The sequence below is a fragment of the Streptomyces sp. SUK 48 genome (assembly GCF_009650765.1).
In the GTDB taxonomy this organism is placed as follows: domain Bacteria; phylum Actinomycetota; class Actinomycetes; order Streptomycetales; family Streptomycetaceae; genus Streptomyces.
In genome coordinates, this window is sequence record NZ_CP045740.1 from 3,682,888 (window position 1) to 3,708,163 (window position 25,276).

A 25,276-nucleotide genomic window follows, 5' to 3' on the forward strand; every position below is an offset into this window, starting at 1 on the left:
TTCGCTCACACGCCCGCGTAGGAGTGCTTGCCGGTGACGAAGATGTTCACGCCGTAGAAGTTGAACAGCCAGCAGGCGAACGCGATCATCGCCAGGTAGGCGGCCTTGCGGCCCTTCCAGCCGGCCGTGGCGCGGGCGTGCAGGTAGCAGGCGTAGGCGACCCAGGTGATGAAGGACCAGGTCTCCTTCGGGTCCCAGTTCCAGTAGCGGCCCCAGGCGTCGCCCGCCCAGATCGCGCCCGCGATGATCGTGAACGTCCACAGCGGGAAGACGGCCGCGTTGACCCGGTAGGCGAACTTGTCCAGGGAGGCCGAGGCGGGCAGCCGCTCCAGCACCGAGGTGGCGAAGGAGCCCGGCTTGATCCCGGCCTCCAGCTTGTTCTCGTAGGAGTCCTTGAACAGGTACAGGATGGTGGCGACCGCGCCGACGTAGAACACCGCGCCGCAGAAGATCGCGGTGGAGACGTGGATGTACAGCCAGTACGAGTGCAGGGCCGGGACCAGCTGGTCGCTGGCCGTGTAGAGCACGGTCACGGCGAGGCCGAGCAGCAGCAGCACCGTGGTGGTCAGGAACAGGCCGAGCCAGCGCACGTTCTTCTTCAGCGCCAGCAGCACCAGGTACAGGCCGACGGCCACCGTGGTGAAGGTGATGCTGAACTCGTACATGTTGCCCCAGGGCGCCCGCCGCACCGAGGCCGCGCGGGCGACCACACCGGCGAGCTGCACCACGAAGGCGAGCACGGTCAGCGAGACCGCGATCCGGCCGTACATGTCGCCCTGGACGTCGCCGCCGTGCGCGCCGGGCCCGTCCGGCACGTCCCGGGCGCCGGCCGCCGCGCGCACGACGACCTTCGGACGCTCCAGTACGGCGGTGCCGCCGGCCTTCTGCACGGTGACGGCGGGGCCCGCCTGCCGCTTGTCCTCGGCGGTGAGCGCGTTGGCCGTGCGGGCCACCTTGCTGCGGCTGCCGAAGATCCACTCGGCGATATAGGCGAGGAAGGCCAGCGTGTACACGGTCATCGCGGAGTAGATGAGCGTGTTGCTCATGCTCGCGAGATGCTCGTTGGTCGCTGTGGCCAGCTCTGTTGCGGCGGCGAGAGTCACTTCTCAGCCCCTTCGGCAGGTACGACGTGAGGGTCGGGGGAGGTTGCGGGGGCGTCGTCGGGGTCGGGTGCCCCCGGCGCCTGGTCGTAGAGGATCCCGGCGAGATCGCCCAGCTCCTCCGGCAGCTTGGCGGACTCGCTGCGGCCGAGCCCGGCCATCTCGACGACGGTCACACCGTCGGCACCGCGCACCGCCCGCACCCACACGCGGCGGCGCTGGATGAACAGGGACGCGGCCAGACCGAAGATCGCGGCGAGGGCGCCGGTCAGGGCCCAGACGCTGCCCGGCTCCTGGACGATCTCGAAGCCGGCCCACTGCTTCACGTCCTTCTCGAACGTGATGGAACCGGCGCCGTTCGGCAGCTTCATGGTGTCGCCGGGCTTGAGCAGCTTCTTCAGCAGCTGGCCCTTGCCGTCCTTGAACGCCTTCATGTGGCTCGTGTCGAGCTGGTAGACGCTCTGCGGGATGCCCGCGTCCACGCCCAGGTCGCCGTGGTAGGCGTTGACCGCGAGCAGCGGGTTCAGCAGCGCCGGGAACTGCGACATCATCGTGCCGGACTTCGGGTCGAAGGTCGGCACGAAGAACGCCTGGAAGCCGAGCTGCTCGCTCTTGCCCCGCGGGTCCTTGTAGCCGTCCATCACTTTGACGACACCGTTGGAGGTGACGTTGCCGTCGAGCGGCAGCAGCGGCACGGCGTCCTGGTAGACGACGTTGCCCTTGCCGTCGCGGACGGTGACCACCGGAGCGTAGCCGTGGCTGACCAGGTAGACCTTGGAGTCGCCGATGTGCAGCGGCTCGTTGACCTTGATCGTGGTCTTCTTGCGCTTGCCGTAGGCGCCGACGCTGTAGTCGATCGTCGCCTGGAAGGTGCGCGGCGTGCCGCGGTTGGGGCCGCTGGACTCGTAGGTGCCGGTGAACTTCTTCAGGTCGAAGCTGAACGGCACCAGGTCGTCGCTGCGGAACATGCTGCCGGACTTCATGTCGTCGTACATCGGCAGCGCGTTGGAGAAGCCGTCGCCCTCCACCATCAGCTTGGTGCCGTCCGACTTGTACATCTGGCCCCAGGCGAAGGAGACCAGGAGCACGATCAGGGCGATGTGGAAGACCAGGTTGCCCAGTTCACGCAGATAGCCCTTCTCGGCGGCGACCGCGTCACCCTCGGCGTGGGCGCGGAAGCGGCGCCGCTTGAGCAGCCTGAGCGCGGCCGCGCGGACCTCCTCGGGCTCCGCCGTCGTCCGCCAGGTCGTGTACGCGGGCAGCCGGGTCAGCCGCTTGGGCGCGCCCGGGGGCCGGCCGCGCAGCTGCCCGATGAACTGCCAGGCGCGCGGCACGATGCAGCCGATGAGGGAGATGAACAGCAGGATGTAGATCGCGGAGAACCACACCGAGCTGTAGACGTGGAAGAGGCCGAGCTTGTCGTAGACGGGCGCGAGCGTCTTGTGCGCCTGCTGGAAGTCGGCGACCTTGTTGATGTCCGCGCCGGACTGCGGGATCAGCGAACCGGGGATCGCGGCCAGCGACAGCATCAGGAGCAGCAGCAGCGCGACCCGCATGGAGGTCAGCTGCCGCCAGAACCAGCGGATCCAGCCGATCACCCCGAGGGCGGGCACGCCGGTGAGCGGCTCCTCGCGCGGAGCGGTGGACAGCTGGGACCCGGCGGCGCCGAGTTCCTCCTGGTCCTGGCCCTTGTCGGTTTCGGTGTTGCTCATCGATCAGATCCCCACAGTGAAGCCGTTGGACCAGGTCTGCATCTGCTGCACCAGGCTGTCCCAGGCGCCGGTCAGCAGCAGCACACCGGTCGCGATCATCATCGTGCCGCCGATGCGCATCACCCACACATAGTGGCGCTTGACCCAGCCGAAGGCGCCGAGGGCCTTGCGGAAGGCCAGCGCGGTGAGCACGAAGGGGATGCCGAGGCCCAGGCAGTAGACGACCATCAGCAGCGCGCCGCGCCCGGCGCTCGACTCGTGCACGGACAGGAAGCTCACCGAGGAGAGCGTGGGCCCGAGGCAGGGAGTCCAGCCGATGCCGAAGAGGGCACCTATGACCGGCGCGCTCACCAGTCCGGTGGTCGGGCGCCGGTGGAAGCGGAACTCGCGCTGGGTGAACCAGGGCATCAGGCCCATGAAGAAGACGCCCAGCAGGATCATGAGCACGCCGAGCACCTTGGACAGCGGGCCCTTGTAGTCCTGGAGGGTCGAGCCGAAGAAGCCGAAGAGCGCGCCGCCGGAGACGAACACCGCGCTGAAGCCGAGCACGAACAGCGAGGCGCCGGCGACCATCCGGCCGCGCTTGGCCTCCGCGAGGTCGGTGCCCGCCACGCCGGTGACGTAGGAGAGGTAGCCCGGGACCAGCGGGAGCACGCACGGCGAGAAGAACGAGATGAGTCCGCCGAACAGGGCGACGGGCAGCGCGATCAGCAGGGCGCCGTGCATCACCGTCTGGTTCTGGCCCACCATGGCCAGGGTCAGCGTCGCGCTCACGTCACTTCTCCGCGACGACCGGCTTGAGCATCTTCAGCAGCGTGGTGTCGTCCAGCGCCTCCAGGGCCCGCGCCGCGACCTTCCCGTGCCGGTCGATGACGAGCGTGGAGGGGATCAGCTGGGGGTTCAGGGTGCCCTTCTTGAAGCGCAGCATGAGCTTGCCCGTGGGGTCGTACAGGCTCGGGTAGGTGATCCCGTGCGCCTTCTCGAACTCGACCGCGGGGTGGTGCTGGTGTCGCGGGTGTTGATCCCGACGAACCGCACGCCCTTGCCCTCGTACGCCTTCGACACCTTCGCGAAGTACTGGGCCTCCTCGCGGCACGGGCTGCACCACGAGCCCCAGACGTTGATGACGACGACCTGGCCCTTGTAGTCGGCCACGTCCACCGACTTGCCGTCGATCGTCTTTCCGGACAGGTCCGGGGCCGCGGTGCGCTCGCTCACCGGCACGGTGTCGATGCCGTTGTTGCCGGTGACGAAGTTGGTGTTGCCGCCGCCGCCCGAGGTGCCGCCCTTGCCGCACGCGGACAGGGACAGGGCCGCGGTGACGGCCACGGCGCCGAGCAGGACGGCGCGGCTACGGGTACTCATGTGAAAAGTTTCGCATGTCGGTCCCGGGGTTCTCGCGCACCCCCCTGCGGGGCGGAAAACCGCATTTCAGGGCGTATTTACACGGGACATTCCGGGCGGCGGCCCGGCCGGGGTCGGCTCAGGCGAGGAACGTCTTCCAGCCACCCGTGGGCTGGTGGCCGACGTCCAGCGTGCGCAGCTTGGCGAGGATCTCGGGCTTCTGCACGTCGATCCAGTCCGTGAACTCCTTGAAGGAGACCATCCGGACATCGGCGCCCTTGTCCCGCTGGGCCGCGACGTGCTTGAACGCCTCCTCGACGGAGTCCATGTAGATCCCGCCGTTCCACTGCTCGAAGTGGTTGCCGATGAAGAACGGCGCGCGGTTCGTCTCGTACGCCCGCTGGAAGCCGGCGATGTACGCGGCCGCGGACTGCTTGCGCCAGCCCGGGTAGTTGTAGGCGGGCGCCTTGGTGGAGTTCTGGGACTGGTTGGCCAGCATGTTGTAGTCCATGGACAGCACCTCGAAGCTGTGCCCGGGGAACGGCACGGCCTGGAGCGGGTAGTCCCAGATCCCCTGGCGCTTGACCGGCCACACCTGGCGGCCGCCCGGGGACGAGGCGTCGTAGCGCCAGCCCAGCTCGCGGGCGGTGGGCAGCAGGTTGTCCTGGCCCAGCAGGCAGGGGGTGCGGCCGCCGGCCAGCTCCTTGTCGTAGTCGAAGGGGAGCGCGGGCAGGTCGTGCCAGCCGGTGTTGGTCTTCCACTCCTTGACGAAGGACTTCGCCTGGTCGATCTCGCTCTTCCACTGCTGTGGCGTCCACCACTTCACCGAGCCGTGCGTCTCACCGCAGAAGTGCCCGTTGAAGTGGGTGCCTATCTCATGGCCCTCCAGCCACGCCCGGTTGACGTTGGTGAGGGTGGCCTTGATGTGCTCGTCGGTGAGGTAGCCGATGGCGGAGGCGCCGCGCGGGTTGTTCGGGGGCTCGTACATCCGCTTCTTCGACTCGGGCAGCAGGTAGAGGCCCGAGAGGAAGAAGGTCATGTGGGCCTCGTGCTGCTTGGCGAGGTCCAGGAAGCGCGGGAAGAGGCCGTTGCCGACCTCGCCGGCGCCGTCCCAGGAGAAGATGACGAACTGCGGCGGGGTCTGGCCCGGCTCCAGCGGCTCCGGCTTCTTCGCGTGGCCGGGCTGCTTGCCGGTGAAGGAGGTGGAGCCGTCGCCGATCAGCTTGGCCGGCCGGTCCTTGCCGCCCTGCACCTGGCGGGAACCGCCCGGGTGGCCGTCGCCGTCCGAGGACTTGAGGGCGCCGCAGCCGGACAGGCCGGCGGCGGCCGCCGCGCCCGCGCCGAGGCCGAGCATTCCCCTGCGGGAGAGGTTCCGGGAGACGGTGCGCATGAAGGATCCCCGATTCGTCGCGCGTGGTGATGGTGGTCACCCAGAGAGAGGGCACGACGAACGGGGAGGTTCCTTCAATTAATATGTTTTTAGTAATAGTCCAGGCAAAAGAGTCCAAGCGTCTCTTAACGGACCGTCAGGCGCCGAACGCCTTCCCCTGGCCGCCGCCCTTCTGCGGCTGGGCACCGGCCCGCAGATGCGCGGGGACGAGATCGATGGCGGGCTCGCTGTAGCCGACCGACACGATCTTGTCGCCGAGGTAGGTGAAGGACGTCAGCGACGCGAGGGTGCACTGCCGCTTGCGCGGGTCGTGCCACAGCCGCCGCCGCTCCACGTACGACCGGACGATCCACACCGGCAGCTGATGGCTGACCAGCACCGCCTCGTGGCCGCGCGCCTGGTCCTTGGCCGCGTTCAGCGCGCCCATCATCCGCACGACCTGGTCCACGTACGGCTCGCCCCAGGACGGGCGGAACGGGTTGACCAGGTGCTTCCAGTTCCCCGGCCGTTGCAGCGCGCCGTCGCCGACGCCGAAGGTCTTGCCCTGGAAGACGTTCTCGGCCTCGATCAGCCGCGCGTCGGTGTCCAGGTCGAGGCCCTGCGCCTTGGCGATCGGGGTGGCGGTCTCCTGCGCCCGCTCCAGCGGGGAGGCGCAGACATAGGTGATGTCGCGCGGGGCGAGGTGCTCCGCGACCCGGTCGGCCATCTTCCGGCCCAGCTCGGACAGGTGGTAGCCGGGCAGCCGGCCGTAGAGCACGCCCTCCGGGTTCTCCACCTCCCCGTGCCGCATGAGATGGACGACCGTGACGTCCTTGTCGCTGCCGCTCACACTGTTTCCGATGGTCACGCGGTGGCCTCCGCAGCCGCACGGGCCGCCGCCGGAAGGGCGTCGGCGATCTTCTGCACGGCCCGCTCGTCGTGGGCCGTGGACACGAACCAGGACTCGAAGGACGACGGCGGCAGGTACACGCCGTTCGACAGCAGCGAGTGGAAGAACGCGGTGAAGCGGTACGACTCCTGCCGCTTGGCGTCCTCGTAGGTGCGCACCTGCCGGTCGGTGAAGAACACCGAGAACATGTTGGACGCGTTCTGCACCCGGTGCGCCACGCCCTCCTTGCTCAGCGCCTCGGTGACCAGCGACTGGATCTGCGCGGAGACGGCGTCCACCGTGTCGTACGCCGCCTCGTCGAGCAGCCGCAGCTGGGCGATGCCGGCGGCGGTGGCGACGGGATTGCCGGAGAGGGTGCCGGCCTGGTAGACGGGCCCGGCGGGCGCGAGGTACGCCATGACGTCGGCCCGGCCGCCGAACGCGGCGGCGGGGAAGCCGCCGCCCATCACCTTGCCGAAGGTCATCAGGTCGGGCTTGACCCCGTCGACGCCGTACCAGCCGGCGCGGCTGGTGCGGAAGCCGGTCATGACCTCGTCGGAGATGTACAGGGCGCCGTTCTTGTGACAGGCGTCCCGCAGGCCCTGGTTGAAGCCGGGGGCCGGCGGCACGACGCCCATGTTGCCGGGCGACGCCTCGGTGATCACACAGGCGATCTCGCCGGGGTGGCGGTGGAACGCCTCCTGCACGGCCTCCAGGTCGTTGTACGGCAGCACGATCGTGTCGCTCGCCTGGGCGCCGGTGACACCGGGCGTGTCCGGCAGCGCGAACGTGGCGACACCGGAGCCCGCCGCGGCGAGCAGGGCGTCCACATGGCCGTGGTAACAGCCGGCGAACTTGATGACCTTGGAGCGGCCGGTGAAGCCGCGGGCGAGCCGGATGGCGCTCATCGTCGCCTCGGTACCGCTGCTGACCAGCCGGACCTGCTCGACGGGCTCGATCCGGGCGACGATCTCCTCGGCGAGCGCGACCTCGCCCTCGCCGGGCGTGCCGAAGCTCGTACCGCGGGCCACGGCGTCCTGGACGGCGGCGACGACCTCGGGGTGCGCGTGCCCGAGGATCATCGGACCCCAGGAGCAGACGAGGTCGACGTACTCCCGGCCGTCGGCGTCGGTGAGGTAGGGACCGCGGCCGGACACCATGAAGCGGGGCGTGCCGCCGACGGCGCGGAAGGCGCGCACCGGGGAGTTCACACCCCCGGGCGTGACGACGGAGGCGCGGTCGAAGAGCGCCTGGGAGGCGGGCGCTTCGTAGGGATAGGGCGTTTCGCTCAGGGCACTCATGACGTGCGGCTTCTCCGGCCTCTCGGACTCCGGTTGCAAGGTGACCTCCTCAGGGTAGGCCGCCCGCCCGGTGCGATGACGGGCCGCCCGCGGTTCCGCGCCGCCGCGGTCCGCCATCTGCGAGACTGAGACCTGACACACAGCTCCTGGGCACGGAAGGATCAGGGACCGGGCGGATCCCCGTGGACTGTTGTTCCACCGCACGTTTCGGCGGGCGGCCGTGGGGGAGGTCACTGACACGATGATCGGGTTGCGCGGCGGGGGCCACGCGTCCTAGAAAAGCAGTCGGGTGGAGATATGCATCGCGGTGGCGGACTGGGCGAGGGGACCGATGACGTCGGTCCTCGACGTGCCCGGCGGGGAAGGCACCGGCGCGAAGCGGAGGAAACGACCGAAGCACGTAGAACACAGGGTGCACCGGGTGAGCCCGAACGGTACGACCGGCAAAGCGAACGCCTGCACGACCAGCAGGCGGAGCGGACCGCCGACAGGGCGAAGGACTTCCCGCGCGAGGCTCCGAGAGATCTCCGGGGCGAGCGGCCGATGGACCGGCCGATGGATTTCCCGCGGGACCTCCGGGGCGAGCGGCCCATGGATTTCCCGAAGGACACCCGGGGAGATCTCCGGGGCGAGCGCCCGGCGGACTTCCCGCGTGAGCCCCCGAGGGATCTCCGGGGAAATCTCCGCGGGGACCGGCCGGCGGATCCCGCCCGGAATGCGGACCCGTCGTCGGACTTCCCCCGTGACGTTCCGCGCGACCTTCCCCGGGACACTCCCCGGAATCTTCCGCGTGATCTCCGCCGGGACGCTTCCCGGGATCTTCCGCGTGACGTCCCTCGCGACGCCTCCCGGGACCTTCCCCGGAACACGGGTGGGGGTGCGGGAGCGGGCCCGGGTGCGGGCGGCGTCCCGTCGGACTTCCCCCGCGATCTCCCCTCGGCCTCCCCGGGCTCCTCGGCCTCCCCGGGCTCATCGGACGCGTCGGCCCCTTCGCCGGAGCGGCGGACCGGCCGCGCGGGCGGTCGTCGGCGTACCCCCCGGGCCGACCGGGTCGGTTCCCTCGGGACGAGCGGCGGGGGTGGTGGCCGGGTGGGGGTGACCTACAAGTACTTCGGCGCACCGGACGGCGCGACCGCGGCCCGCGTCCCCATCTCGATGCGCCCCGAGGAACTCGGCGGCGACGAGCTGGGCATGAACGGCATGTTCACCAAGATCAAGCCGGAGACGATGGCCGCGATGGTGCTGACCGGCATCGAGGGCATCCCCCTGCACAAGGTCCCGCCCCTCGAACTGGTCGTCCTGCACCCCGACTACGCGGTCGTCAGGCTCCCGATGACCGTGGTCGACCCCCTGCGCGGCATCGGCGAGGAAGCCGTCGGCGCCGCGGCCTTCATCTGGTCGACGGTGCCGGACCGGGGCGGCCCGCGGGACGCGTTCAACGTGTACCAACTGCTGCACGAATGGCAGGACTTCTCCCACCGGCTGCATGAGGCGGGGCATCAGGCGTACTGCCTGGTGTGGCCCTGAACCGGGGTTTCGGCGGATTCGGGCGGGGCTTTCGGGTCCCGCCCTCGTCATGTCCGGGGGACAGATCCGGCCAGGCGCGGGAAAATGGGGGTACCCGGATCGCCGCTCGGAGGCAGCCATGGGCCACGTTCTCGGTGATGTGCTGGGTGTCGCGGCCGCCGTGGCCGTCAGCCCGCTTCCGATCATCGCGGTCATCCTCATCCTCGCCACGCCCCGTGGCCGCCTGAACGGGGTCCTCTTCACTTTCGGCTGGATCCTGGGGCTCTCGGCGCTGGGCGCGGTGATGCTGGTGATCGCCTCGCCCGCGGGTGCCTCCTCGCACGGTCACCCGGCTGCCTGGGCAGGAGCCCTCAAGCTCGCTCTGGGCCTGTTCCTCCTGCTCTTCGGCGCCCGGCGATGGCACCGGCGGCCGAAGGACCCCTCGCAGGCCCGGCTGCCGAAATGGATGGGCGCGATCGACCGCCTCACCCCGGTCAAGGTCTTCGCGCTCGGGCTGGCCCTGGCCGCGCTCAACGCCAAGAACGCCCCGCTGACCATCGCCGCGGGCGCCACCATCGGCTCGGCCGGACTGCCGGTCGGGCAGGAGATCGCGTCGCTGGCGGTCTTCGTGGTGATCGCCACCTGCGGCCTGCTGGCACCGCTGGCGGTCTTCCTCCTCGGCGGAGAGCGGGCCAAGGCGACACTCGGCGACTGGAAGGAGTGGGCGGCTCAGCACAACGTCGCGGTGATGGCCGTCCTGTTCTTCGTCCTCGGGCTGAAACTGTTCGGAGACGGTATCTCCATTCTCGTCTCCTGACGGCGGCCGGGGAAAAGATACTGCAAAGGCATCACACGAAAGAGGGAGGCCATTCCCGGGTCGAGCCCGGGAAAGTGCCTCCCTCTTCCACCGCCGAGGTGCGTCCCCTCAGTGCTTGAACGCGTCCTTGGTCTTCTCCTTGGCCTCACGGGCATCGCCGGTCACCTGGTCCGCCTTGCCCTCGGCGGCCATCCGGTCGTTGCCGGTGACCCGCCCCAGAGCCTCCTTGGCCTTGCCCTGGGCCTGCTCGGTCTTCGCCTTGGCCTTCTCGCCAGCACTCATGGACGCGCCTCCTCGTAGTTCGGTCGGCCACTGTCGCGGCAAAACCCCGGTTCCCCCGCATTCTCCTCACAAACAAGGCGTCATCGAGGAATGCGGAAACCGGCGGGGGGCAAACGGAGGTGCAGGAGGTAGTGACTATGGTTCCCTTGCTGCTCGTTCTTCTTCTCGCCCTGATTCTCTTCGGTGCGGGTTTCGCCGTACAGATCCTCTGGTGGGTCGCCGTCGTCGTCCTGGTGGTGTGGCTTCTGGGCTTCGTCATGCGTTCCACCTCGGCGGGCGGCGGCCGCGGCCGCTGGTACCGATGGTGATCCGGCCCCTCGGCCGGTGAGCAGTCCCCCCTCGGCTCCGTTTCGCCCCCGCCCCGGAAAGCAGGATCACCGGGGTGGGTTGCAACGGCGGAGTCGATGGGGGACTGTTGCCGTACTGCAACCGAGGACAGGAAGGTGGTGAGGTGCGCACGGTGCGTGCCCTCACTCGTGTCTCTTTCCCGCGGCTCTCCCGCCCGCCCCTTCGACGACCAGGCCGGTACGGCGTGGCCTGAGGCCCCCTATCCCGTACTGGTCGTCGACCGGCACGGCGGCCTGGTCCGCGTGAACGAGGCGGCCAGACTGCTCCTGCCCGGCGCCGCGGCGGGCGACCAGCTGCACGAGCGCGTGCCGTCCTGGCTCGCCCAGGCCCACCGGCGCATCGGCGACGAGGCGCCCGGCGCCCCGGCCGGGACGACGACGGGCCGTATCAACGACCGTTTCTTCGAGGCCCATCCGACGCCCGCCGGCGCGGGCGACATCGTGTGGTGGCTGGTCGACGACACCGACCGCCGCCTGGCCGAGATGGCGCTGAGCGACGCCCGGACCCGTTCGGAGGTCCTCTCGGAGGCGTCCAGCGCACTGCTGTCCACGCTGAACGTGCCGCGCTGCATGGAGATGGCGGCGGCCATGGCCGCGGAACACCTCGCGGAGGCCGCCGTACTCGTCGCTCCCGCCCAGGGGAAGCGCTATCCCGTGACCTCCGCGCGCAAGGGCGGCCCCGTCACCCAGACCACACAGAAGGTGAACGTCGCCGAAGTCCCCGGACTCGGCGAGGCGTTGCAGGGCTTCCCGCCCGTGCCGGCCCGCTGGATCAACCCCGCGGACATTCCCGGCTGGGTGGTACCGGAGGACTTCGCCGGACCCGTGGGCTCCGTGATCGTCACCCCGCTGCCCGGCCACGGAGTGCCCGCCGGAGCCCTCATCCTGCTGCGGTCCAGCACCGAGCAGGCGTTCACCGAGGGCGAGGAGGTCTTCGCCCGCCTGTTCGCCGCCCGCGCCGGTGCCGCCCTGTCCGCGGCCCGCCTGTACACCGAACAGGCGGCGATCACGGCGACGCTGATGCACGAACTGCTGCCGCCGACGCTGCGCAGCGTGCACGGCGTCGAGTACGCCGGCGGCTACCGGGCGTCGCGGGACCACGAGCGGGTCGGCGGCGACTTCTACGACGTCCACCCGGGCACCGGCCCCGCCGAGGAGACCCTGGTGGTGCTGGGCGACGTCGCGGGCAAGGGACTCGACGCGGCCGTCCTGACCGGCAAGATCCGCAACACCCTGCACGCCCTGCTGCCGCTCGCCGAGGACCATGAGCGCGTCCTCGAACTGCTCAACGGGGCGCTGCTCAGCTCCCACCACACCCGCTTCGCCACCCTGGTGCTCGCGTCCGTACGCCGCCTGGACGACGGGGTGGGGCTGCGTCTGACCAGCGCCGGGCACCTGCCGCCGCTGATCGTCCGCGCGGACGGCACGGTCGAGGAGGCCGCCACCCAGGGCACACTGGTCGGTGCGCTGCCGGAGGTCACGGCGCGCACGGTGCGCACGGTGCTCGCGCCGGGAGAGACCTGCCTGCTCTACACCGACGGCATCACCGAGGCCCGCGGCGGCCCGCTGGGCGACGAGCTCTTCGGCGAACGGCGCCTGCGGCGGGCCCTGGCCGAATGCGTGGGCATGCCGGCCGAAGCGGTGGTGGAACGGGTGCAGATGCTGGCCGCCCAGTGGATCGGCGCCGGACGGCACGACGACATGGCCCTGGTGGCCTTCAGCGCCCGCCGGGGCGGCCCGCCCGCGGTCGCGACCGGGCACGGGGACAGCGAGAGGGACGAGCAGTGAAGCACTCCACCGAGCCGGCCGCTCTGGTGCGGCGGCTGTGGCGGGCGGCGATCGACGCGGACGAGTACACGGCCGCCGGAATCGTGCACACGGCGCTGGCCGAGGGAGTGGACGAGGAGACGCTGCTGCTCGAGGTGATCGCGCCGGTGCAGGAGATGGTCGGCGTCGAATGGGCCGCCGACCGCATCAGCGTGGCCCAGGAGCACGCCGCCACCGCCGTCAACGAGCGGATCGTCGCCTCCCTCGCCCACCGGCAGGGCGGCGGCCCCCGCCCCACGCACCGCGGCCGGGTCACGGTCTCCTGCGTGGACGGCGACTGGCACGCCTTCCCCGCCCGGCTCCTCGCGGAGGTGCTGTCCCTGCGCGGCTGGCGGGTGGACTATCTCGGCGCCCAGACCCCGACCCCGCACATGGTCGCCCATCTGCACCTCACCAACCCCGACGCCGTCCTCCTGTCGGGGTCGATCCCCACCCATCTGCCCGCCGCCCACGCCGCCATCACCGCCTGCCGGGCCATAGGGGTCCCCGTCCTCGTCGGTGGCCGAGCCTTCGGCCCCGGCGGCCGCTGGGCCCGCAGGCTGGGCGCCGACCGCTGGGCGGCCGACGCGCGCGGCGCGGCGGCCGTGCTGGACGCGGGCGTGCCGCGGCCCGTCCCGGCGACGGGCCGGCAGGCGGTGGACGACCTGCCGCACCTGGCCGACCAGGAGTACACGCTGGTCCTCCAGTCCCGTCCCCGGCTCGTGAAGCACACCCTGACCGAGCTGGAGGACCGTTTCCCCGCCCTGCGGGGCTACGGTGACGAGCAGCGCGAGCGCACCGCGGAGGACCTCGCCCACATCGTCGGCTTCCTGGCCACCGCCCTCTACGTCGACGACGCCGACCTGTTCACCACGTTCCTCGTCTGGACCGCCGACATCCTTCAGGCCCGGCACGTCCCCGCGCACTCCCTGGTCGCCGCGCTGGACATCCTGGCCGACGAGCTCCACGACTTTCCGCGCGCCCGGCGCCTGACCCGGCTCGGCGCCTCGGCCCTCGGCGCGCGGCCCGCCGCTTCCGTACTCGGCCCCGCCTCCGAGTCCGCCACCGGCCCCGAGTCCGCACCCGAGGCCGGCTCCGCTCCCGTCCCCGTGCCCGGCGCCCCCTCATGACCACGACCCCACCGACCGAGTTCACCGTCGCCGCCCGGCGCGAACAGGCCACGCTCGTGGTGCGGGTGGGCGGAGAGCTCGACTACGACACCAGCGAGGAGTTCGTGGACGAGGTGGTCCGGCATCTGACGGCCGCCCGGACCCCGCCCGCGGCGGTCCGCCTGGACTTCGGCGCGCTGACCTGGATCGACTCCTCCGGGCTGTCCGCGCTGCTGATGATCCACCGCCGTACCAGCGCCCTCGGCGCCACCCTGCACCTGGACGACCGGCCGGAGATCCTCGAACGGCTGCTGCACGTCACCAACGTCCTGGACCACCTCACCGCGCCGGCCGCCGGCACGGACCTGACGGACCTGGTGTAGACGTCGTACGACGGGGTAGACGCGCCAACGTCGTGACCCGCCCCCGAAGAGCGGTCACGGATTTCGGTCTCGGGAGGGAACACCATGGCAGTCATGACCACGACGGCAACCGGCACGCGGGCTTCCGGCCTGCCCGATGTCGTCGACCCCTCCAAGGTCGCGCCCAAGGACGCCCGTGACCTGTCGCGGCTCTTCTTCGCGCAGCTGGCCACGCTGGAGGAGGGCACGCCCGAGCACAGCTACGCCCGCAACACGCTGATCGAGATGAACATGTCGCTGGTCCGCTACGCGGCCGGCCGGTTCCGCAGCCGGGGCCCGGAGGAGATGGAGGACATCGTCCAGGTCGGCATGATCGGTCTGATCAAGGCGATCGACCGGTTCGAGCTGTCCCGTGAGGCGGAGTTCACCTCCTTCGCGATCCCCTACATCGTCGGCGAGATCAAGCGGTTCTTCCGGGACACCACCTGGGCCGTGCACGTGCCCCGGCGGCTCCAGGAGGCCCGGGTGCAGCTGGCGCGGGCGACGGAGGAGCTGCGCGGCCGTCTGGACCGCGAGCCGACGGTCAAGGAGCTGTCGGAGCTGATGAGCCTGCCCGAGGACGAGGTGCGCGAGGCCCGCCTCGCCTCGAACGGCTACAACTCCTCCTCGCTGGACGCCACCCTCAACGGCAGCGAGGACGGCGAGGCCGTCCTGCGGGACTTCATCGGCGCGGAGGACACCGCGCTGGAGCTGGTCGAGGACTTCCACGCGCTGGCGCCGCTGATCGCCGGGCTGGAGGACCGGGACCGCCGGATCATCCACATGCGGTTCGTCGAGGAGCTGACCCAGGCGGAGATCGGCGAGCGCCTCGGCGTCTCCCAGATGCACGTCTCCCGGCTGCTCTCCCGCTGCCTGGGCCGCCTGCGCGAGGGCATGCTCACCATCGGCTGAGAACGGCGCGCGCCGACCGAAGAGCGCGGACCGGAGACCGGAGAGCGCCGACCGGAGAGCGGGAAGAACAGCGCCGGACCGGGGAGCGGGGCCCGAGCCCTCAGCTCCCCGGTTCTGCCACGCCGTCCAGGAGCAGCCGGGCCACGATCCGCTTGCCCTGTTCCGACGGAACGGTCCGCACCTGCTCGCACAGCTGGGTGACGAGACGCAGCCCGTGGCCGCCGGCGCGGCGCGGATCGGGTTCCCGCGGCAGAGGCTCCGCGCAGGAGCTGTCGTGGACGGCGATGGTCAGACAGGCTGCGTCGGCGGAGAGCTCCAGCAGCAGCGCGCCGGGGCCGGGGGCATGTCTCAGCGCGTTGGTGACCAGCTCGCTCACGACGAGCTGGGCGTCCTGGCTCGGCCGCTGGTCGGGGTGGTGGCCCGCGCGCGCCAGCAGCATGCGTACGGCACCGCGGGCGTCGGCGAGGGGAATCCCCGCCGCGCCCCAGGCGGCGCTGTAGCGCGAGGGCGCCGAGCGGGGTTCATCCATCGCCTGGATTCCGAGCGGGATGACCATGGAAGTGTCTCCGATAGGGCGTAAGTTCCTTTTGATCACAAATACTTCTCGTGTACGCCTCTCGGCTACCCGCTGTCCTCGTCTTCATGGGGCTCCGTCCGATCGGTCCCGAGAGTGGCGCCGGTGTCCGAGATCGTGAAGTGGTCGAGGACCCCGCTGACGACCAGCAGCCGCCGCACCGCGGGGTGCAGCGGGCCGAGCAGGACGAGGTCGCGCCCGTCGGACGTGTGCCGGCGCCGCAGCGCCAGCAGGGCGTTGAGGAGCATGCTGTCGGCGAAAGTGACCCGGGACAGGTCGATCGCCGTGACGGGCAGCGCGGCGCGGTCGGCCGTCTCCCGGGCGGCCTCGAAGTCCTCGGCGTCGTCCCAGTCCACCTCGCCGCGCAGGGTGATCACGAAGGTCTCTTCGTGACGGGTGGCGTGCACCTTCATCTCCGAACGCGGATGCATTGCGTCATCCTCACACCACCGGCCTCCGTCAGGCCAGTCGCCCGCCGCCGGACACCCGGCCGAGCGGGCCGGCCGCCCGGGCCCCCTCCCGTACGGCGATCGCCCGAGCGCATCCGGACGTCCCCGGGGCCCGATACGCTTGGGCCGCTGCGGCACCCTCCCAACTGATCCGCTCCCGCGGTGAGTCACGGCCTGCGGCGATCCAGACGTCTTAGGCATGAGGATGAAGAACAAGTGCTTATAGCGGGCCGATACAGGCTGCGGGACACCATCGGGCGGGGCGCGATGGGGGAGGTCTGGCGGGCCTTCGACGAGACGCTCGGCAGACCGGTCGCCGTGAAACTGCTGCTCCCCCACGACTCCGACCCCACCGCGTCCTCGCGGTTCCGGCTGGAGGCGCAGACCGCGGGGCGCCTCAGCCATCCGAACGTCGTCGGGGTCCTGGACTTCGGCGAGTTCGAGGGCCGGCTGTTCCTGGTGATGGAACTGGTCGACGGCGGCAGCCTCGACGATGTGCTCAGCGCCTCCGGGCCGCTGTCCGCCGAGCGGGTGGCCCGGATCGCCGCGCAGGCCGCCGTCGGACTGGCCCTCGCGCACCGGCAGGGCATCGTGCACCGGGACATCAAACCGGCCAATCTGCTGCTGACCGCCGACGACACCCTGAAAATAGGCGACTTCGGCATCGCCCGCTTCTTCGACGACCCCAACTCCGCGCTCACCGCGACCGGGCAGATCGTCGGCACCAGCCTCTACCTCGCGCCCGAGCGGGCCCTCGGCCGCACCGCGGCCCCGGCGTCCGACGTGTACTCGCTGGGCTGTGTGCTCTACCAACTCCTCACCGGCCGGCCGCCGTTCCAGGCGGACAGCCCGCTCGCGGTGCTGCATCAGCACCTCGACGCCGCCCCGGTCCCGCCCCGGCAGCTGCGCACCGACCTGTCGCCCGCCTTCGAGAGCTATCTGCTCGGCCTGCTGGCCAAGGAGGCCGAGAGCCGGCCCACGGCCGAGGAGGTGGCGGACTGGTTCGGGCGCGGCTCCTGGCGCGGCGCGCCGGAGCCGCTGCCGGTCGCGCACCAGGGCCACGGCCGCTCGAAGCAGTCGCTCGCCCCCGCCACGAGATCCCCCGCCCTGAGATCCCCCGCCCCCAGGCCCCCGCCACGCGGTCCTCCGCCCGGCACGCCCCCGCCCGCCGCGCCCCCGCTCTCCCCGCCCGCCACACCCCCGCTCCCCCGCCCGCTCCGACGGCGGCCACGCGCCGGCGGGTGACACCGAGTGGCAGACCAGCGTGCACCGGTCCGCGAACCGCCGGCCGCGCCTGCCGCTGCTGCGCCGCTCCCGCGTGCTGGCCGTCCTGGGCGGCACCGGCCTGTTCGTGCTGGCGCTGCTGGCGGGCATGGCCTGGTTCGCGCCCAGCTGAGCCGCCGGGCGGGGCCCGGCGCGGGCCGTCTACGATCGGGCCGCATGGACTGGTTGGCGCACATCGGCGGGCTCAGGCAGTGGGCCAGGGGCGGGGTGCGGGCGCCGCACAAGCCGCTGTTGCTGCTGTACGCGCTCGGCCGGTTCCAGCAGGACGCCGAGGGCGGGCTGCGGTACACGGCGGTGGAGGGCGACCTCCAGCGGCTGCTGACCGAGTACGGCCCGCCGAACCGGACGACGCCCGCGTACCCCTTCCACCACCTGGCCACCGACGGTGTGTGGGAGGTGCGCACCGACCGGGGAACCGGCAGCCCGGGCACCGGGGTGCGTGACCTGCGGGAGTCCGGCGCCACCGGACGGCTCGCGCCGGACCTGCGCGCGGCGCTACGGCGCGATCCACAACTCCTGGTCAGAATCGTGCGCTTGCTGCTCGACCTGCACTTCCCGCCCTCCCTGCACGGCGAGTTGTGCGAGGCGGCGGGCCTGGAGCTGGAGTGGGCCCGGTCCGAGGGGTTCTCGGCGGCGCGCGGGCGGCGCGACCCCCGGATGCGGGAACTGGTGCTGACCGCCTACGAGTACCGGTGCGCGTTCTGCGGTTACGACGGCCGGCTCGGGGCGGTGCCGGTCGGGCTGGAGGCGGCCCATGTGCGCTGGTGGGCGTTCGGCGGGCCCGATGTGATCGAGAACGGGCTGTGCCTGTGCTCGCTGCACCACAAGCTGTTCGACCGGGGCGTCCTCGGCATCGGGGACGGCCGGCGCGTCCTGGTCTCGCAGCGGTTCGCCGGCCACAGCCCCGCCGCCCGCGACCAGGTCACCGCGCTCGCGGGCCGCCGCCTCCTCGGCCCCCGGCCCGGCGGACGCCCCGTCGCGGACGTCCACCGCGACTGGCACACCCGCCAGGTCTTCCGCGGCGAACCACGCCTGCCCGGACAGCGGACGGACAACGGTACGGCGGACAGCGGTACGGCGGACAACGGTACGAGGGTGAGCTGAGGGCCCGGCCCGGATCACCGCGTCGTACTCCCCCGCCGGACACCGGCCGCCCGCGTGCCGTGCCCCGCCGCGTCCGCGTCCTCCGTCATCATGGAGCGGCCCCGCCCGCGGTCCCGGCCCGCGACGCCCCCGGTCCGCACTCACGTACCCACGTATGGCGTCGGCCCGGGTGGACCCTACGTATTGTAGGTTCCCCATCGGCCCGGGCCACACGGCCGTTCATACACCTGTTCCACCACGTCAACGGGGGATTCATGCAGGACACGGAGACGGCGCCCAGCGGTGAGGTCTGCGCGCGCAGCCTCGCACCGACCCTCGCCGTACTCGTCGTCAGCCTCTTCGTCGCCGCCGTCGGCGTGTACGAGCTGTGCGGCTTCGGGCTGCACAGCCTCGACCGGCGCCCGCATCTGTTCAGCGACGGCCTCGCCACCGGCGGGGTGATCGTCGCGGCGGTGGCGGCCGGGGCCGCGGTGGGCAATCTGGCCTGGCTGCTGGCCTCCGCCCGGCGTGGCTCGGAAAGGACCGGGTAAGAGGCGGTCCCGGTACGCTCCTGTCCCGATGGACAGACCGGCACCTTTCCCCTACAAGCTGTAGGGTCGCATGCGTGAGCCCCGTCTGTCCCCGGCTCGCCCCGTCCGTCCCCGTCCCCCTTCCTCAAGGTGACCAGTCACCATGCCCGCTCCGCAGTCGACCGTCCCCTCCGCGCACGCCCCCGCCGAGCGTGCCCCGCGCCGCGAGTTCCCGCCGCTCACGCCCGGCCCCCGGCTGCGCGCCGCCGCCGCCTCCGCCACGGTGTGGTACCTGCGGCTGATCGCCGTGCTCAACGTCCTCGCGGTCCTCTCCCTGCCGTTCCGGCAGGAGGTCCACGAGCACAACACCAGCAAGCTCTTCAACCATGAGCACCCGCATCACGTCGGCGCGTTCTTCACGCCGTACCTGGCCACCGGCGGCCTGGTCTCGGCCGCCCTCGCGATCTTCCTGATGCTGGTGATGCGGCGCCGCAAGCGCGCCGCCTGGCTGACCAACATCGCGCTCGCCGGGCCGCTGTTCGCGGTGTACGTCGTCGGGCTCATCACCCAGGACCGGTACGCCGACCACGTCTTCAACTGGGTCTCCGCCGGTCTGACCGGCCTGTTCGTGGCCGCCCTGCTGATCGGCAGGCGCGAGTTCAACGCGGTCGGCGACCCCTCCAACCCGAAGCTGGCGCTGGCCGTCGGCGCGGGCGGACTGCTGGCCACCGGCGGCCTCGGCACCCTGCTGGTGCACGCCACCAACAAGCTGCCCGGCGCCGGTCTCACCGACGAGATCGTCTACACGTACCTGCGCGGCATCAGCGTCGGCATGTTCGCCGACCGCATCGACCACGTGCACGCGCCCCGTTGGACCGACATCACGGTCAACGTCCTGCTCGCGGCGGCCTTCTGCCTCGTCCTGTACGCCTGCTTCCGCTCCCCGCGCGGCAAGCAGCTGCTCACCGCCGCCGACGAGGAGCGGCTGCGCGCCCTGCTCGACAAGCACGGCGCCCGCGACTCCCTCGGCTACTTCGCGCTGCGCCGCGACAAGGCCGCCGTGTTCTCCCCCAGCGGCAAGGCCGCGATCACCTATCGCGTGGTCGGCGCCGTCTCCCTCGCCTCCGGCGACCCGATCGGCGACCCCGAGGCATGGCCCGGCGCCATCGACGCCTGGCTCGCCGAGGCCCGCCGGCACGCCTGGGTCCCCGCGGTCATGGGCGCGAGCGAGGAGGCCGGCACCGTCTACGCGCGGCACGGCCTGGACGCCCTCGAACTCGGTGACGAGGCGATCGTGGACATCGCCGACTTCACCCTCGAAGGACGCCCGATGCGGGTGGTCCGCCAGGCCCACAACCGGGTCAAGCGGGCCGGTTACACCGTGCGCATCCGGCGCCACGAGGACATCCCGGCCGAGGAGATGACCCACCTCATCGACCGCGCCGACCACTGGCGCGACGGCGCCACCGAGCGCGGCTTCTCCATGGCCCTGGGCCGCCTCGGCGACCCGGGGGACGGCCGCTGCGTGATGCTGGAGTGCCGCGACGGCGACGACCAGCCGCGCGCCCTGCTCAGCTTCGTGCCCTGGGGCGAGCACGGCCTCTCCCTGGACCTGATGCGCCGCGACCGCGACTGCGAGAACGGCCTGATGGAGTACATGGTCGTCGAACTCCTGCTGCGCGCGGGCGACCTGGGCGTCCAGCGGGTCTCGCTGAACTTCGCCATGTTCCGCTCGGTCTTCGAGCGCGGTGCCCGGCTCGGCGCGGGCCCGGTGCTGCGGCTGTGGCGCTCGGTCCTCACCTTCTTCTCCCGCTGGTGGCAGATCGAGTCCCTGTACCGCGCGAACGCCAAGTACCGCCCGGTGTGGGAGCCCCGCTTCCTGCTCTTCGCCAAGTCCAGCGACATCCCGCGGATCGGCCTGGCGAGCGCGCGGGCGGAGGGGTTCCTCACCCTGCCGGTGATCGGGGAGCGGTCGTAGCACCGAGGCACGGCGGCCGGCCGGGGCCCGACGGCCCCGACCGGCCCCGACCCGGTTCTAGCCCCCGCCCACCGTGAACCCGATCACCGCGCCCCCGCCCTCCCGGCGGTACGCGAACGGCGCGCCCCCGTGCGCCATCGCCACCTCCCGGACGATGGACAGGCCGAGCCCCGACCCCGGCAGGGACCGCGCGTCGGCGGCCCGGTAGAAGCGGTCGAAGATGCGGATCAGGTCGCCCTCCGCGATCCCGGGCCCCCGGTCCAGGACCTCGACGCGCACGGTTCCCGGCCGGGCCGGGCCCATGACGTGGACCTCGATCGGCGCCCGGCCCGCGCGGTCGAACTTGGCCGCGTTCTCGACCAGGTTGGACATGGCCCGCTGGAGCATCCCCGGCCGCCCGTCGGTCGTCGTGTCGCCGCTCACGCGCAGCACGATCTGCCGTCCGGTACGCCGCGACGCCAGCCCCACCACGTCCTCCGCGATGTCGGCGAGATCCACCCGCTGCGGCGGCTCGGTGTCGGACTGGCCGGCGGCGAGGTCGACCAACTCGTTCACCAGGTCGGTGAGTTCGCGCGCCTCCTGGGTGAGGTCGGCGACCAGGTCGTCCCGGGTGGCCGGGGGCAGCTCGTCGATGCGGCGCAGCAGGGAGATGTTGGTGCGCAGCGAGGTGAGCGGCGTCCGCAGCTCATGGCCCGCGTCCTGGACCAGCCGCCGCTGGTCCTCCTCCGACTGCGCGAGCCGCCCGAGCATCCGGTCGAAGGCCCGCCCGAGCCGCCCCACCTCGTCGAGCCCGGCCACCGGGACCTCGATGCCGAGGCGCCGGGTGCGGGCGACGTCCTCGGCGGCGTTGGTGAGCACCACCAGGCGCCGGGTGATCCGGCGGGCCAGCCACCAGCCGAACAGCCCGGCCGCGACCACCACGGCCGCCATCAGGATCAGCGTCCGCTGCTGGAGCGTGCGCAGCAGGTCCTCGGTGTCGCTGAACTCCTGCGCCACCTGCACCGCGCCCCGCCCGTCGCCGAGCGAGACGGTGGCGATGCGGTAGAGGTCGTCGCCGACCTGGACGTCCTTGTGCTCGACCGCCTTCCCGGCCGTGCGCGCGAGCGCCATCGACCTGTCGTGGGAGGTGACGGGCAGCGACGGGTCGCCGTGGTCGACGATCTGGCCCTGCGCGCCGAGCACCTGCACATCGGTACGGGCGGGCCGCACCAGATCGTGTCCGGGCCGGGAGGAGGAGAAGTCCTCCGGCCCCATCCGGTGCTGCCGCACCTCGTCCCGTACGTCCTGCACGACCTGGCTGAACACCGACTGCTGGTCGACGCGGACCAGCCGGGCCGCGGAGCCGTACGACACGATGCCGACGAGGATCGCCACGGCCGCGGTGACGGCGGCGAAGGAGATGGCGAAGGTGGTGCGCAGCGAGACCAGCTTGGGCCGGCGCCGAGCGAGCATCCGGCGCAGGCGGCCCACTCAGTCCTCCCGCAGCACGTAACCCACGCCCCGCACCGTGTGGATCAGCTGCGGGGAGCCGGGCTCGTCCAGCTTGCGGCGCAGGTAGCCGACGTAGACGGCGAGGTTCTTGGAGCCGGGGCCGAAGTCGTAGCCCCAGATGCGGTCGTAGATCGTGGAGTGGTCGAGGACGATCCCGGCGTTGCGCACCAGCAGTTCGAGCAGCTCGAACTCGGTGCGGGTCAGCTCCAGCTCCCGCTTGCCGCGCCAGGCCCGGCGGGCCTGGAGGTCCATGCGGATGCCGGCGGCCTCGACCTGCCGGTCGGAGAGCTGGGGCTCGCCCCGGCCGCCGCCGTCGCCGCCGGCCGGGCCCGCGGGGACCGGGCTGGTGCGGCGCAGCAGGGCGCGCAGCCGGGCGAAGACCTCCTCGACGTCGAAGGGCTTGACCACGTAGTCGTCGGCGCCGGCGTCCAGGCCCGCGATCCGGTCGGCGGTCTCCACGAGGGCGGTGAGCATGAGGATCGGGGTGCGGTCGCCCTCGGCGCGCAGCACGCGGCAGACCTGGAGGCCGTCGATGCCCGGCATCATCACGTCGAGCAGCAGGACGTCCGGCGGCGTCTTGTGGGCCTGTGCGAGCGCCTCGACGCCGTCGGCCACCGCCGTCACCTCATACCCCTCCAGGGTCAGGGCACGTTCGAGGGCGTGGCGGATGGCACGGTCGTCTTCGGCGAGCAGCACAGTCTGGGGCACGGAACCAGTCTGCCAAGGCCGCCGGGGGTTCGGCGGGGGAGGCCGGGGCTACGATCACCCTTTTTACCGCGCTCTCACCGTCACACGGGCAACCGGCGCCGGTCGCCTACCGTCTTCTCACCGAACGGGGTGGGGGTCCGGTCGGCCCAGCGCCGCCAGTCGGTCGGCGAAGGGGACGACACCCGCCTCCTCCCGCCGCTCCGTCCTCGGCAGCAGCGCGGCCGGTTCCCGGGCCGGGATATGCCGGGGCCCCGGCATGCCAAGCTGCGGCCATGACGATCCTCCGTTCCGCCGCCCTCTTCGTCGTCGCCGCGCTCTTCGAGATCGGCGGGGCCTGGCTGGTCTGGCAGGGGGTGCGGGAGCACCGGGGGTGGCTGTGGGCGGCCGGCGGGGTGATCGCGCTCGGGGCGTACGGGTTCGTCGCGACCTTCCAGCCGGACGCGCACTTCGGGCGCATCCTCGCGGCGTACGGCGGGATCTTCGTGGCCGGGTCGATCCTGTGGGGCGTGGTCGCGGACGGTTACCGGCCGGACCGCTGGGACATCGCCGGGGCGCTCGTCTGCCTCGGCGGCATGGCGCTGATCATGTGGGCCCCGAGGAACGGCGGCTGAGCCTCGCCTACATTGGGACGGAGCCGTCCGACACACCCGAGGAGCAGTCCATGGCCACGTCCGCCCCGTCCGCCGCCTCCCGCATCGCCGTCGTCACCGGTGCGAGCAGCGGCATCGGCGCCTCGACGGCCCGGCAGCTCGCCGCCGCCGGCTACCGCGTGGTGCTCACCGCCCGCCGCAAGGACCGTATCGAGGCCCTGGCCGAGGAGATCAACGCGGCCGGTCACGCGGCGACGGCGTACCCGCTGGACGTGACGGACCGCGCCGCCGTGGACGAGTTCGCGACGGCCTTCCAGACCATCGGCGTCCTGGTGAACAACGCGGGCGGCGCGCTCGGCGCCGACCCGGTGGCCACCGGCGACCCGGCCGACTGGCGCACGATGTACGAGACGAACGTCATCGGCACCCTGAACCTCACCCAGGCCCTGCTGCCCAAGCTGGAGGCGAGCGGCGACGGCGTCGTGGTCGTCGTCTCCTCCACCGCCGCACACGCCACGTACGAGGGCGGCGCGGGCTACGTCGCCGCCAAGCACGGCGCCCATGTGCTCGCCGAGACCCTGCGCCTGGAGATCGTCGGCAGCCCGGTGCGCGTCGTGGAGATCGCGCCCGGCATGGTCAGGACCGAGGAGTTCGCGCTGACCCGCTTCGGCGGTGACGCGGAGAAGGCCGCGAAGGTCTACGCGGGCGTGGCCGAGCCGCTGACCGCGGACGACGTGGCGGAGACGATCACCTGGGCGGTGACCCGGCCCAGCCACGTCAACATCGACCTCCTGGTCGTCCGCCCGCGCGCCCAGGCGTCCAACGCGAAGATCCACCGGGAGCTGTGATGGCCGAGGACGCCGCCGGGACGCCCGCCCCGCTCACCCCCGGCGAGGAGTTCGACAGGCGCCGCCTCGCCCAGGAGAAGCGGGACGAGCGCAAGGTCTGGTACTTCCTCGCCTACTTCCTCTTCGGCATCCACCTGGTGGCGTTCGTCATGATCTACGCCGTGCGGCACGGCCAGTAGCCGCACCGGGTCAGCGGGCCGCCCGGCAGGCCGGGTCGTCCACGATCACCGCGTGCGCCGGGAGGATCTCCACATCGTCGTCGTCCTTCTGCCGGACGGACTTCGTGGTGGCGTAGGCCCGCTTGCCCGCACCGACGCACTTGGTGGCGAGGTTCCCGAACCCGTCGGGGAAGTTGTAGACCTCGGCGGGCGAGTCCTCCCCGGCGCGGCCCGCCACCGGGGCGTCCGCCTTGCCGCGCTCCTCGTAGTGCTGCCGGGAGCAGCCGCTGAGCAGCAGCGCCGCGCAGACCCCCGCGACGGCGAGCGGCGCGCTCAGCCGGCGCATGCCTTGTCCTCCACGATCTGCACGTTCGACGGCGCGCCGGCGTTGGTCGTCACATACGCGCGAAACCCGTGTCCCACGCACTTGGTGGCGAGGTTCCCGAAGCCGTCGGGCATGTTGTAGACCTCGGCGGGCGTGTTGTCCCCCGCCCGCCCCCGCACGGGCGCGTCGCCCTTGCCGCGCTCGTCGTCGTACTTCTGCGAGCAGCCCACCAGCAGGCCCGCCACGATCACCACCAGACCCGCGGCCCGGATCGCCCCGCCTCTGCGCACTCGGTTCATCGGCCGTCCCTCCCCAGAGAGTTCCCCACGACGCTGCTGCACGGTTGGTGCCCGCACCCTGAGG

General features: G+C 71.8%; 28 protein-coding genes and 1 pseudogene. 15 read left to right on the plus strand and 14 right to left on the minus strand.

Features of this window, described 5'->3' with window-relative positions; all coding sequences use genetic code 11:
• Positions 1-5: 5 nt before the first annotated feature.
• The 7 genes and pseudogenes from ccsB to hemL form a co-directional block, all read right to left on the minus strand.
• Positions 6-1,103 (minus strand): c-type cytochrome biogenesis protein CcsB, encoded by a 1,098-nt coding sequence (gene ccsB / locus GHR20_RS15815; RefSeq protein WP_111587213.1) that lies wholly within the window; start codon positions 1,101-1,103, stop codon positions 6-8.
• Positions 1,100-2,812, minus strand: a complete 1,713-nt coding sequence (locus tag GHR20_RS15820) for a cytochrome c biogenesis protein ResB (RefSeq protein WP_153813536.1) — start codon at positions 2,810-2,812, stop codon at positions 1,100-1,102. Before GHR20_RS15820 ends, ccsB begins: the two co-directional genes overlap by 4 nt.
• Positions 2,813-2,815: 3 nt before the next feature.
• On the minus strand, positions 2,816-3,562 hold the full coding sequence (locus GHR20_RS15825; protein WP_111587222.1) for a cytochrome c biogenesis protein CcdA: 747 nt from the start codon (positions 3,560-3,562) through the stop codon (positions 2,816-2,818).
• Positions 3,563-3,587: 25 nt separating this feature from the next.
• Positions 3,588-4,177: pseudogene (locus GHR20_RS15830) on the minus strand (TlpA disulfide reductase family protein).
• Between the two features lie 118 nt (positions 4,178-4,295).
• Positions 4,296-5,546, minus strand: coding sequence for a hypothetical protein (locus GHR20_RS15835; protein WP_111587215.1), 1,251 nt, complete (start codon positions 5,544-5,546; stop codon positions 4,296-4,298).
• A 136-nt stretch (positions 5,547-5,682) separates the two neighbouring features.
• Complete coding sequence (locus GHR20_RS15840; RefSeq protein WP_111587224.1) at positions 5,683-6,336, minus strand: histidine phosphatase family protein; 654 nt, start codon at positions 6,334-6,336, stop codon at positions 5,683-5,685.
• 53 nt (positions 6,337-6,389) lie between these two features.
• Positions 6,390-7,706: a glutamate-1-semialdehyde 2,1-aminomutase gene (gene hemL / locus GHR20_RS15845; protein ID WP_111587225.1), complete on the minus strand. Its 1,317-nt coding sequence runs from the start codon at positions 7,704-7,706 to the stop codon at positions 6,390-6,392.
• Positions 7,707-8,804: 1,098 nt separating this feature from the next.
• On the opposite strand from hemL, the gene GHR20_RS15855 reads away from it, so the two are divergent.
• Complete coding sequence (locus GHR20_RS15855; RefSeq protein ID WP_145492763.1) at positions 8,805-9,242, plus strand: hypothetical protein; 438 nt, start codon at positions 8,805-8,807, stop codon at positions 9,240-9,242.
• A gap of 118 nt (positions 9,243-9,360) precedes the next feature.
• Entirely contained in the window at positions 9,361-10,038 is a 678-nt protein-coding gene (locus GHR20_RS15860; protein ID WP_153813537.1) for a GAP family protein, read from the plus strand.
• Between the two features lie 108 nt (positions 10,039-10,146).
• Here GHR20_RS15860 and GHR20_RS15865 read toward each other — a convergent pair whose 3' ends face one another.
• The gene (locus tag GHR20_RS15865; protein WP_111587217.1) at positions 10,147-10,320 is read right to left on the minus strand and encodes a CsbD family protein; all 174 of its coding nucleotides are present in this window, start codon (positions 10,318-10,320) and stop codon (positions 10,147-10,149) included.
• Between the two features lie 137 nt (positions 10,321-10,457).
• On the opposite strand from GHR20_RS15865, the gene GHR20_RS15870 reads away from it, so the two are divergent.
• From GHR20_RS15870 to GHR20_RS15890, 5 genes are all read left to right on the plus strand, one after another.
• Entirely contained in the window at positions 10,458-10,628 is a 171-nt protein-coding gene (locus tag GHR20_RS15870; RefSeq protein WP_111587226.1) for a hydrophobic protein, read from the plus strand.
• Between the two features lie 168 nt (positions 10,629-10,796).
• The gene (locus tag GHR20_RS15875; RefSeq protein WP_243878036.1) at positions 10,797-12,455 is read left to right on the plus strand and encodes a PP2C family protein-serine/threonine phosphatase; all 1,659 of its coding nucleotides are present in this window, start codon (positions 10,797-10,799) and stop codon (positions 12,453-12,455) included.
• Positions 12,452-13,603 carry a cobalamin-dependent protein gene (locus GHR20_RS15880; protein WP_153813539.1) on the plus strand — a complete coding sequence of 384 codons (1,152 nt, stop codon included), beginning with the start codon at positions 12,452-12,454 and terminating at the stop codon, positions 13,601-13,603. Before GHR20_RS15875 ends, GHR20_RS15880 begins: the two co-directional genes overlap by 4 nt.
• The gene (locus GHR20_RS15885) at positions 13,600-13,965 is read left to right on the plus strand and encodes an STAS domain-containing protein (protein ID WP_153813540.1); all 366 of its coding nucleotides are present in this window, start codon (positions 13,600-13,602) and stop codon (positions 13,963-13,965) included. The genes GHR20_RS15880 and GHR20_RS15885 overlap by 4 nt, the downstream gene beginning before the upstream one ends.
• Positions 13,966-14,049: 84 nt before the next feature.
• Positions 14,050-14,895: an RNA polymerase sigma factor SigF gene (locus GHR20_RS15890; protein WP_153813541.1), complete on the plus strand. Its 846-nt coding sequence runs from the start codon at positions 14,050-14,052 to the stop codon at positions 14,893-14,895.
• 100 nt (positions 14,896-14,995) lie between these two features.
• On the opposite strand, the gene GHR20_RS15895 is transcribed toward GHR20_RS15890, so the two are convergent.
• Positions 14,996-15,451, minus strand: coding sequence for an ATP-binding protein (locus tag GHR20_RS15895; RefSeq protein ID WP_153813542.1), 456 nt, complete (start codon positions 15,449-15,451; stop codon positions 14,996-14,998).
• A 65-nt stretch (positions 15,452-15,516) separates the two neighbouring features.
• Positions 15,517-15,900, minus strand: a complete 384-nt coding sequence (locus tag GHR20_RS15900; protein ID WP_243878037.1) for an STAS domain-containing protein — start codon at positions 15,898-15,900, stop codon at positions 15,517-15,519.
• Between the two features lie 285 nt (positions 15,901-16,185).
• Here GHR20_RS15900 and GHR20_RS15905 point away from each other — a divergent pair, with 285 nt between their 5' ends.
• The 5 genes from GHR20_RS15905 to GHR20_RS15920 all read left to right on the plus strand — a co-directional run bounded on the left by GHR20_RS15905 (position 16,186) and on the right by GHR20_RS15920 (position 20,793).
• Positions 16,186-17,163, plus strand: a complete 978-nt coding sequence (locus GHR20_RS15905) for a serine/threonine-protein kinase (protein WP_343336007.1) — start codon at positions 16,186-16,188, stop codon at positions 17,161-17,163.
• Positions 17,164-17,182: 19 nt separating this feature from the next.
• A complete protein-coding gene (locus GHR20_RS38140) occupies positions 17,183-17,314 on the plus strand; it encodes a hypothetical protein (RefSeq protein WP_275549672.1) in 132 nt (43 codons plus the stop codon).
• 44 nt (positions 17,315-17,358) lie between these two features.
• The gene (locus tag GHR20_RS15910; protein WP_153813543.1) at positions 17,359-18,306 is read left to right on the plus strand and encodes a phosphorothioated DNA-binding restriction endonuclease; all 948 of its coding nucleotides are present in this window, start codon (positions 17,359-17,361) and stop codon (positions 18,304-18,306) included.
• 254 nt (positions 18,307-18,560) lie between these two features.
• The gene (locus GHR20_RS15915) at positions 18,561-18,836 is read left to right on the plus strand and encodes a hypothetical protein (protein WP_111587017.1); all 276 of its coding nucleotides are present in this window, start codon (positions 18,561-18,563) and stop codon (positions 18,834-18,836) included.
• A 142-nt stretch (positions 18,837-18,978) separates the two neighbouring features.
• A complete protein-coding gene (locus GHR20_RS15920) occupies positions 18,979-20,793 on the plus strand; it encodes a phosphatidylglycerol lysyltransferase domain-containing protein (protein WP_111587018.1) in 1,815 nt (604 codons plus the stop codon).
• A gap of 57 nt (positions 20,794-20,850) precedes the next feature.
• Here GHR20_RS15920 and GHR20_RS15925 read toward each other — a convergent pair whose 3' ends face one another.
• Together GHR20_RS15925 and GHR20_RS15930 are read right to left on the minus strand one after the other, a co-directional pair.
• Positions 20,851-22,263, minus strand: a complete 1,413-nt coding sequence (locus GHR20_RS15925) for a HAMP domain-containing sensor histidine kinase (RefSeq protein ID WP_153813544.1) — start codon at positions 22,261-22,263, stop codon at positions 20,851-20,853.
• On the minus strand, positions 22,264-22,980 hold the full coding sequence (locus tag GHR20_RS15930) for a response regulator transcription factor (protein ID WP_111587020.1): 717 nt from the start codon (positions 22,978-22,980) through the stop codon (positions 22,264-22,266).
• A 284-nt stretch (positions 22,981-23,264) separates the two neighbouring features.
• Between GHR20_RS15930 and GHR20_RS15940 the strand changes: the two genes are divergently transcribed.
• Genes GHR20_RS15940 through GHR20_RS15950 form a run of 3 tightly spaced genes read left to right on the plus strand, consistent with a single transcriptional unit; the run spans position 23,265 to position 24,609 of the window.
• Entirely contained in the window at positions 23,265-23,603 is a 339-nt protein-coding gene (locus GHR20_RS15940; RefSeq protein WP_148027485.1) for a YnfA family protein, read from the plus strand.
• A gap of 50 nt (positions 23,604-23,653) precedes the next feature.
• The gene (locus GHR20_RS15945) at positions 23,654-24,430 is read left to right on the plus strand and encodes an SDR family NAD(P)-dependent oxidoreductase (protein WP_111587024.1); all 777 of its coding nucleotides are present in this window, start codon (positions 23,654-23,656) and stop codon (positions 24,428-24,430) included.
• The gene (locus GHR20_RS15950; RefSeq protein ID WP_111587025.1) at positions 24,430-24,609 is read left to right on the plus strand and encodes a hypothetical protein; all 180 of its coding nucleotides are present in this window, start codon (positions 24,430-24,432) and stop codon (positions 24,607-24,609) included. Before GHR20_RS15945 ends, GHR20_RS15950 begins: the two co-directional genes overlap by 1 nt.
• A 10-nt stretch (positions 24,610-24,619) precedes the next feature.
• On the opposite strand, the gene GHR20_RS15955 is transcribed toward GHR20_RS15950, so the two are convergent.
• The gene (locus tag GHR20_RS15955; RefSeq protein WP_111587026.1) at positions 24,620-24,934 is read right to left on the minus strand and encodes a hypothetical protein; all 315 of its coding nucleotides are present in this window, start codon (positions 24,932-24,934) and stop codon (positions 24,620-24,622) included.
• Positions 24,922-25,212 (minus strand): hypothetical protein, encoded by a 291-nt coding sequence (locus GHR20_RS15960; protein ID WP_146609839.1) that lies wholly within the window; start codon positions 25,210-25,212, stop codon positions 24,922-24,924. Before GHR20_RS15960 ends, GHR20_RS15955 begins: the two co-directional genes overlap by 13 nt.
• Between the last annotated feature and the right edge of the window lie 64 nt (positions 25,213-25,276).

What these genes read in the sequence shown, in the direction of transcription:
- GHR20_RS15820 (WP_153813536.1), bottom strand. Translation starts at nt 2,812, where the DNA reads ATGAGCAACACCGAAACCGACAAGGGCCAGGACCAGGAGGAACTCGGC.
- GHR20_RS15825 (WP_111587222.1), bottom strand. Translation starts at nt 3,562, where the DNA reads ATGGTGGGCCAGAACCAGACGGTGATGCACGGCGCCCTGCTGATCGCG.
- GHR20_RS15835 (WP_111587215.1), bottom strand. Translation starts at nt 5,546, where the DNA reads ATGCGCACCGTCTCCCGGAACCTCTCCCGCAGGGGAATGCTCGGCCTC.
- GHR20_RS15840 (WP_111587224.1), bottom strand. Translation starts at nt 6,336, where the DNA reads ATGCGGCACGGGGAGGTGGAGAACCCGGAGGGCGTGCTCTACGGCCGG.
- GHR20_RS15860 (WP_153813537.1), top strand. Translation starts at nt 9,361, where the DNA reads ATGGGCCACGTTCTCGGTGATGTGCTGGGTGTCGCGGCCGCCGTGGCC.
- GHR20_RS15865 (WP_111587217.1), bottom strand. Translation starts at nt 10,320, where the DNA reads ATGAGTGCTGGCGAGAAGGCCAAGGCGAAGACCGAGCAGGCCCAGGGC.
- GHR20_RS15870 (WP_111587226.1), top strand. Translation starts at nt 10,458, where the DNA reads ATGGTTCCCTTGCTGCTCGTTCTTCTTCTCGCCCTGATTCTCTTCGGT.
- GHR20_RS15885 (WP_153813540.1), top strand. Translation starts at nt 13,600, where the DNA reads ATGACCACGACCCCACCGACCGAGTTCACCGTCGCCGCCCGGCGCGAA.
- GHR20_RS15890 (WP_153813541.1), top strand. Translation starts at nt 14,050, where the DNA reads ATGGCAGTCATGACCACGACGGCAACCGGCACGCGGGCTTCCGGCCTG.
- GHR20_RS15895 (WP_153813542.1), bottom strand. Translation starts at nt 15,451, where the DNA reads ATGGTCATCCCGCTCGGAATCCAGGCGATGGATGAACCCCGCTCGGCG.
- GHR20_RS15900 (WP_243878037.1), bottom strand. Translation starts at nt 15,900, where the DNA reads ATGCATCCGCGTTCGGAGATGAAGGTGCACGCCACCCGTCACGAAGAG.
- GHR20_RS15905 (WP_343336007.1), top strand. Translation starts at nt 16,186, where the DNA reads ATGGGGGAGGTCTGGCGGGCCTTCGACGAGACGCTCGGCAGACCGGTC.
- GHR20_RS15910 (WP_153813543.1), top strand. Translation starts at nt 17,359, where the DNA reads ATGGACTGGTTGGCGCACATCGGCGGGCTCAGGCAGTGGGCCAGGGGC.
- GHR20_RS15915 (WP_111587017.1), top strand. Translation starts at nt 18,561, where the DNA reads ATGCAGGACACGGAGACGGCGCCCAGCGGTGAGGTCTGCGCGCGCAGC.
- GHR20_RS15920 (WP_111587018.1), top strand. Translation starts at nt 18,979, where the DNA reads ATGCCCGCTCCGCAGTCGACCGTCCCCTCCGCGCACGCCCCCGCCGAG.
- GHR20_RS15940 (WP_148027485.1), top strand. Translation starts at nt 23,265, where the DNA reads ATGACGATCCTCCGTTCCGCCGCCCTCTTCGTCGTCGCCGCGCTCTTC.
- GHR20_RS15945 (WP_111587024.1), top strand. Translation starts at nt 23,654, where the DNA reads ATGGCCACGTCCGCCCCGTCCGCCGCCTCCCGCATCGCCGTCGTCACC.
- GHR20_RS15950 (WP_111587025.1), top strand. Translation starts at nt 24,430, where the DNA reads ATGGCCGAGGACGCCGCCGGGACGCCCGCCCCGCTCACCCCCGGCGAG.
- GHR20_RS15955 (WP_111587026.1), bottom strand. Translation starts at nt 24,934, where the DNA reads ATGCGCCGGCTGAGCGCGCCGCTCGCCGTCGCGGGGGTCTGCGCGGCG.
- GHR20_RS15960 (WP_146609839.1), bottom strand. Translation starts at nt 25,212, where the DNA reads ATGAACCGAGTGCGCAGAGGCGGGGCGATCCGGGCCGCGGGTCTGGTG.